4 protein-coding genes and 1 pseudogene are annotated in these 7469 nt (G+C 47.4%); all 5 read left to right on the forward strand.

Going from position 1 to position 7469, the window contains the following annotated elements; genetic code table 11:
• Window positions 1–173 precede the first annotated feature (173 nt).
• The 5 genes and pseudogenes from IX315_RS01075 to IX315_RS01095 all read left to right on the forward strand — a co-directional run bounded on the left by IX315_RS01075 (window position 174) and on the right by IX315_RS01095 (window position 7298).
• Window positions 174–1379, forward strand: a complete 1206-nt coding sequence (locus tag IX315_RS01075; protein ID WP_211636308.1) for a metallophosphoesterase family protein — start codon at window positions 174–176, stop codon at window positions 1377–1379.
• A gap of 32 nt (window positions 1380–1411) precedes the next feature.
• Window positions 1412–4018, forward strand: a pseudogene (locus IX315_RS01080) (AAA family ATPase); the annotation flags it as partial.
• A gap of 97 nt (window positions 4019–4115) precedes the next feature.
• Complete coding sequence (locus IX315_RS01085) at window positions 4116–5744, forward strand: fumarate hydratase (RefSeq protein WP_134849513.1); 1629 nt, start codon at window positions 4116–4118, stop codon at window positions 5742–5744.
• A 129-nt stretch (window positions 5745–5873) separates the two neighbouring features.
• Window positions 5874–6494 carry a nitroreductase family protein gene (locus IX315_RS01090; RefSeq protein WP_240703970.1) on the forward strand — a complete coding sequence of 207 codons (621 nt, stop codon included), beginning with the start codon at window positions 5874–5876 and terminating at the stop codon, window positions 6492–6494.
• 156 nt (window positions 6495–6650) lie between these two features.
• Entirely contained in the window at window positions 6651–7298 is a 648-nt protein-coding gene (locus IX315_RS01095) for a DUF4294 domain-containing protein (protein ID WP_018357736.1), read from the forward strand.
• Window positions 7299–7469 lie beyond the last annotated feature (171 nt).

Consider the following 7469-nt stretch of genomic DNA (forward strand, 5'->3'; position numbering starts at 1 on the left):
GCAAGTACTTGCCTATGAGCTATTTGGGAATATACGATAGACGTTTGGATTGGGTGTATTCTTGAGGTGCTGCAGAGCTTTGTTTTGTCTTAGTTTTCTGATTGTTTATTTCCATTGATAATCGTTATCTTTGAGCATTGAGAGGGGGAGTTACTCTTTAGCATAGAGACGTTATGAAGATAATACATACGGGAGATTGGCACTTGGGTCAGTCGCTCCTTGGTGTGGATAGGCATTGGGAACAGGCATTATTTTTGGACTGGCTTTTGGCACAATTGGTACAAGAAGAGCCCGATTTGCTATTAGTAGCTGGGGATATCTTCGATAGTCCGAATCCGGCAGCGCGAGCTAGTGCACTCTACTACCGTTTTTTAGCTCAACTGTCTACCTTGGCACATCGGCCTCAGGTCGTGATTATCGCGGGTAATCACGATTCCGCTTCTAGGCTAGAAGCCCCCAGGGAGCTTCTCGAACAATTGGATATTCAGGTGAGAGGGGTAGTGCGCAAGACAGAAGAAGGGACTATAGACTACAATTCTCTTATGATTCCCCTAAGAGGAGGCGGGACTTGTTTGGCTGTTCCCTACCTTAGACAGGGGGATTATTCATCAGATAGGGGTTATGCCGATGGGGTGCGGATGTTTTATCAAGAGTTAGTGGCGCAAGTGCCTAACGATTGTACCCCTATCATCGCTATGGGGCATCTGCATGTAGTAGGCGGAGAGGTACTTCCCGATGACCATTCCGAAAGGGCTATTGTAGGCGGTCTAGAGTATGTCCCTGTGGAGGCTTTCTCGGAGCGCATAGCCTACACTGCTTTGGGGCATCTCCATAGGGCTCAGAGGGTAGGGGGAATAGAGCAGATACGATATTCTGGAGCACCTCTCCCTATGTCCTTCACTGAGGAGCACTACAGCCAAGGGGTACTCCTAGCAGAGTTGGACCACGAGCGCACAGAAGTGCGTACTATTTCTTACCCTTCACCATTAGAGTTGAAGACCATTGGTCCTAATAGCAAGCAGAAGGTGCTAGAGGAGATTAGCGCTCTACCCGACCTTCCCGAGGGTGAAGAACTAGCCAAAGAAGCACCTTTGCTTAGGGTGCTGGTGGAGCTATCTGAGCCAGAGCCCGCTTTGCGTGCAGAGCTGGAGGCAGCGCTTAAGGGGAAACGGGCAAGGTTGGTATTGGCTCAGCCTCTATACCCCTCTAGCATAGGGAGGCAGGAGTTGCACTCGCTAGAGGTGTTGGAGCGTGCATCCGAGCTAGAAGTGGCTGAGCAGGCTTTCAGCCAAAGATATGGCGGGGCTGAGATGCCCGATGAGATGCGGGCATTACTATCCATGGTAATTAGTGAAATACAGGAAGACGAGGACTTATGAAGCTATTGGCAGTAAGAGGGATGAACCTCGCCTCTCTCGAGGGAGAATTTGAGATAGACTTCGGTCAGGAGCCATTGAAGTCGGCAGGGCTATTTGCTATCACTGGGAGCACAGGAGCAGGAAAGAGTACCTTGCTCGATGCTATTACGCTAGCGCTCTATGGCGAGGTACCTAGACTAGTGGCCGCTAGCGGAAAGCGAGAAGGGGATGAGGAGCTAACGCCTAAGGATGCCCGCCGAATATTGAGACGTGGTATGGGTGAAGGGTATGCCGAAGTGGACTTTGAGGCGGTAGATGGACTAGAGTATCGTAGTCGTTGGTCGGTATGGCGTGCAGGACGTAAACCCGCGGGACGTATACAGGGTGAGCAAATAGCTGTAACGGAGCTAAAGGGCGGCCATCAATTACAAGGTAATAATCGGGAGCTTAGGGAGCAACTAGAGCACTTGGTGGGACTATCTTTCGATCAGTTTCGACGAACCATCCTCTTAGCTCAGGGCGACTTCGCAGCTTTCCTTAGAGCAGAGGAGCGCGAGAAGACTCAGCTCTTAGAGAAAGTAACGGGTACAGATATTTACCGTCGTATATCTATGCGTCTCTATGAAAGAAATAGAGAGGCTCAGGCTGCGATTGAGCAGTTAGATAGTCAAATAAATCAGCTGATGCCATTACCGGAGGAGGTATTGCATGAGAAGCAAAGCAGACTCAAGGAGATTGCACAAACGCAAACGGAACTGAGTAAACAGAAGGAGTTTTGCAAGAGTAGTCTGGCATGGTTGGAGGAGCATTCTCGAAGGACACGTGCTGTAGAGGAGGGAAAAATAGCATTGTCCTCAGCTCGTAAAGCACACGATTCGGCCGATCCTCTTCGAGCCGAACTGAATGCGGTAGAAGCTGTATTACCTATCGCTCCGACTTATAAGGAGAAGAAGGATAAGGAACAGCAACTCAAAGATAATAAGTATGAACAACAGCAACTGGAGCAGGAACTGCATGACCTCCAAGCTGACCTTGTGGCTATGGACACCAAGATTGATGAGGCAAAAATACGGATGGTATCGGCAGAGGAAGTAATTGCAGAGAGCGAACCTATGCTGAGTGAGGCAAGGCGTCTTGATGTGGCTTTGCAACAAAAGAAGGAGGATAGCCAGAGGCTGAATCGCGTGCTGAAAGCGAAGAGTACGGAGCAATTAAGTCGCCAAGTGCTTGCGTTACAAGAGACTCAGGCAGAGATTACTAAGGTTAGTGAGCAGATGGAGGTGCTCCAGCGCTCTCTCTCGGTCGAAGTATCGCACCTAAGGTCAAAGCTGGTCAATGGTACGCCTTGTCCAGTGTGCGGTGCGCTGTACCACCCATCTGCGAGTGAGCAAGCTCCGATTGCTGAGGAGGAGGAACGACAGGAGGTTTCGGCTCGTCTCTTGAAGCTACGAGAGAAGGCGGAAGGATTGCGAGAGGAAATAGGGGGGCTTCGGAAGTCGGTACAACTGGAGGAGGAAGCAAGGAAGGAGCTGTCTGAAGTAAAGGAGTCTTACAAAAGTATTGAGGCACAGCGCAAAGCCTACTTCGATGGAAAGGCGGTGGATAGTGTGGTTCAGGAGCAGGCTAAAGCCTTGAAGTCTGCTCAAAAGGAGTATGATAAGCTATCTGGAGAGCGGTTAGAAAAGGTATTGGCTGAGAAAACAGCGTTAGTTAAGCTCGACGAGCTCTCCAAGCAGAAGAAGCTATTGGAGACTACTCTTGTTGCATTGAATGATGCCGTGAGCACTTTCTTATCAGATAGAGAGGACAGTCTGAGCACTGCGGAACTGGACACCCTTTTGGCGCATGATAGTAAGTGGATAAGCTCGGGAAGACAGAAGTTGAAGCACCTTGATGAGCAATTGCAGAAAGCAACACTCGTACTCCTAGAGCGTGAAAGACTACTCCAAGAGCATCTACAGCATTCGGATAAACCAGAAGACTCGCTACTTCCCGAGACCGTGAAAGCACAGATACAACAGGTGGAACAGCAACTCAAGACTTTAGCAACAGAGGAAAAAGAGATGGCTCTAGAATTGGCTAAGGATAGCGATACACGAGAGAGGTTGGTACAATTGATAGCTCAGAGGGAGGAGCAGACGCCAAAAGTAAAGCTATGGGCGCAGCTCAATGACTTGCTTGGATCCGCTTCGGGTGATAAGTTCGCGAAGATAGCTCAGCGCTATACTATCTCTAATCTATTGGGGTATGCCAATAACCATTTACAGACGATTGCACCCCGTTATAGACTGAAACAGGTGGATCCCGATTCGCTCAACCTCGTGGTAGTGGATACCTATATGATGGATGAGGAGCGTACGGTCTTCTCTCTGTCAGGAGGCGAGACTTTCTTGGTTTCTCTTGCTCTGGCACTTGGGTTATCATCTCTCTCTAGTCGTCACATGCGTATCGGATCCCTTTTTATAGATGAGGGATTTGGTAGTCTGGATGGCGATACCTTGGCTGTAGCGCTCGATGCCTTGGAGAGCCTTCAAAGCCAGCAGGGTAGGTTGGTAGGTGTTATCTCGCATGTGCAGGAGATGAACGAACGTATCTCTACTCAGATTCAGGTGCAGAGCAATGGTAGGGGAGGAAGCAAGATTGTGATAAAGGGTGCCTAGACGGTATTCCCTCCGTTCGGATTAGGGAAATCTTGTCTAGGTGTTAGAAATGTAGTAAATTTGATGAGGGAAAATTAATCACTATAATTAGGTATATATGGCAGGTAAGGAATTTCATTATCAAGAGATGTTCCCACTAGGGAAGGAGAAGACAGAGTACTACTTATTGACAGATAAATATGTGAGTACTTCGGAATTTGAGGGGGAGACTATACTCAAGGTGGAGTATGAGGGTATTCGTCAGATGATGAAGCAGGCGTTTCACGATGTGAGCTTCTATCTCCGTCCAGACCACCAGAGAATGGTGCTGAAGGTATTGAACGATCCTGAGTCTTCAGAAAATGATAAGTTTGTGGCACTGACTTTCCTCCGCAATGCTGAGGTGAGTGCTAAGGGGTTGTTGCCCTTTTGCCAAGATACAGGAACGGCCATTGTCTTAGGGAAAAAGGGACAAAGGGTGTGGACAAACTTCACGGATGAGGAGGCTATCTCGCATGGTATTTATGACACATACCAAGAGGATAATCTGCGCTACTCGCAGAATGCACCGCTGAGTATGTATGAGGAGGTGAACACTAAGACAAATCTGCCAGCACAGATAGACCTGATGGCAATTGAGGGAGACGAGTATAAATTCCTCTGCATAGCTAAGGGTGGCGGATCGGCCAATAAGACTTATTTGTATCAGGAGACAAAGGCGGTACTCAACCCTGAGACATTGGTACCTTTCCTAGTAGAGAAGATGAAGTCCTTGGGTACGGCAGCATGTCCGCCTTATCACCTTGCTTTTGTGATTGGGGGTACTTCGGCAGAGACGAACCTTAAGACAGTGAAGCTGGCTAGTGCTAAGTATTATGACGAATTGCCTACTACAGGTAATGAGTATGGTAGGGCTTTCCGTGATGTGGAGCTTGAGGCTAAGCTACTAGAAGAGGCTCATAAGATGGGCTTGGGCGCACAGTTCGGTGGCAAGTACTTTGCTCATGACGTTCGTGTTATCCGTCTGCCACGCCATGGCGCATCGGTGCCAATTGGTATGGGGGTGAGCTGCTCTGCCGATAGAAATATTAAAGCGAAGATCAATAAGGAGGGTATTTGGATTGAGAAACTAGAGACGAACCCTGCTAGTCTTATCCCAGAGGAGTACCGCAATGGTCTTGAGGGTGAGGTTGTAAAGGTGGATTTGAACAGTCCGATGAAGGATATTCTTGCTCAGCTGGATCAGTACCCAGTCTCTACTCGTCTATCCTTGAGTGGTACCATTATCGTAGGTCGTGATATTGCACATGCGAAACTCAAAGAGAGGGTAGATAGGGGCGAGGGCTTGCCACAGTATATCAAGGATCATCCAATTTACTATGCTGGACCAGCTAAGACTCCAGAGGGAATGCCTTCTGGTTCGTTTGGGCCGACTACGGCTGGTCGTATGGATAGCTATGTAGACTTGTTCCAAGAGAATGGTGGCAGTATGGTGATGATTGCTAAGGGTAATCGTAGCCAGCAAGTCACCGATGCTTGCCATAAGTATGGAGGCTTCTACCTAGGTAGTATCGGTGGTCCTGCAGCCATCTTAGCACAGGAGAGTATTAAACACGTGGAGGTGCTAGAGTACCCAGAATTGGGTATGGAGGCTATCTGGAAGATAGAGGTAGAGGACTTCCCTGCCTTTATCCTCGTGGATAATAAAGGTAACGACTTCTTTAAGCAACTCAAGCCATTGAAGTAAGTCATATAAATTGTATATCGAGGTGGCTGCGGGAAGAATTCTTTCTGCAGCCACCTCGGTTTTGTAGAACAATAAGTAGTAAATATCTGTTTCATGAGCAGAGACATATATATTACGGAATAAGATTAGATGATGAATAAGAATATAGAGAAGGTGCTAGATGTAGCACTAAAACGGAGAAGCCATTACGCTTTAGGAGCGGAGTGGGTGTCTCCTCAGGAGGAGGTTGAGGACTTGCTGAAGGCAGTGCTGCGAGGTGTACCGACACACTTTAATAGCCAGTCTGTACGTATGGTATTACTAACGGGTGATGCCCACCGCAAGCACTGGGAATTAGTGGAGCGAATCCTGATTGAGCAGATAGGTGAGGAGCTATACAATACTGGCACTAAGGCTAAGATTCATGACTCCTTTATGAGCGGTGTAGGTACTGTATTATTTTTTGAGGAGTCTACAATCACTGAGGGATTGAGTGCAAAGATGCCGCTCTACGCAGCGAACTTTGCAAAGTGGGCTCAACAGGTTCAGGGGTCGCACCAATGGGCAGTATGGTTGGGTTTGACGGAGCTTGGCTTTGGGGCAAGTCTTCAGCACTATATCGGTATTGATGATGCCGCCATTAAGGCACAAGTAGGGGCACCTGAGGCGTGGGAGTTTATCGCACACATGCCATTTGGAAAGCCACTTGATACCCCAGAGGTCAAGCCCAAGACCTCGATGGATGAATTGCTAAAGGTATTGGATAAGTAACATAGTTGATTTAGGTTATTGTTTTTCTCCCTCACCCATGAGACAAGTGGGTGGGGGAGTTTTTTATATTGCTTAATGTGTGGTAAATAAAGCTAAGAGAGTATGAAAGTTGAGTCTATAGGCATAAAATGGATTATCTTTGTCTCGGATTCCTAAATGAGTCGTATTATATTGGGTAATAGAAGTTATATACAGAAGTTTTTCTTACTCTTGCTGTTTTTTATAGCAGTGAGCCCGTCTGTTGTAGCCCAAGTGGTAGAGAAGAGTAGTATCCCTGCGCCTGTGGTTAAGGGTTATATTGTGCCAGCTACAGTATTCGATGGTGATACTATGCCCAATCTCTCTCTTCCTGTAGTGCATATATTTAAGCCACTGAGACTAGATACTAGGGAACAACAGTTGGCGTATCGTCGCTTGGTGAGAGACGTAAAGAAGGCTCTTCCTTTTGCCAAAATCGTATCGGCGACCTTGATGGAGACCTATGAATATATGGAAACTCTGCCAACGGAGCGTGATAAGACACGGCACGTGCGTCAGCTTGAAAAGGATCTATTGAAGCAGTTTACCCCGCAGCTTAGAAAACTGACGCTAAACCAAGGAAAGCTATTGATAAAATTGATAGAGCGTGAGACCGGAACTAGTAGTTACGGTCTTATTGATGCCTTTCTCGGTCGTTTCTCCGCAGGTTTTTGGAATACCTTGGCAAATACTTTTGGTGCATCTCTCAAGACAACATGGGAGCCTGAAGGGGAAGATGCTGTCATAGAGCGAGTTTGTATCATGGTAGAGCGAGGATATATATAGTCTCCATCAATAATTAGTTTTACACATCTGCTGATAATGATAAGGCGAGGGCATCAACCTTCGCTAGTCATCCCTTTACCGTCCTCGCCTAAGTAGATGACCATTTATATACACTAAATGGTCTTATGCTCTAGCTAAATGGCTTAATGATTGTGGTCCAATCATTTATCT

The sequence above is a fragment of the Porphyromonas levii genome, from assembly GCF_018206105.1.
Taxonomy (GTDB): Bacteria; Bacteroidota; Bacteroidia; order Bacteroidales; family Porphyromonadaceae; genus Porphyromonas_A; species Porphyromonas_A levii.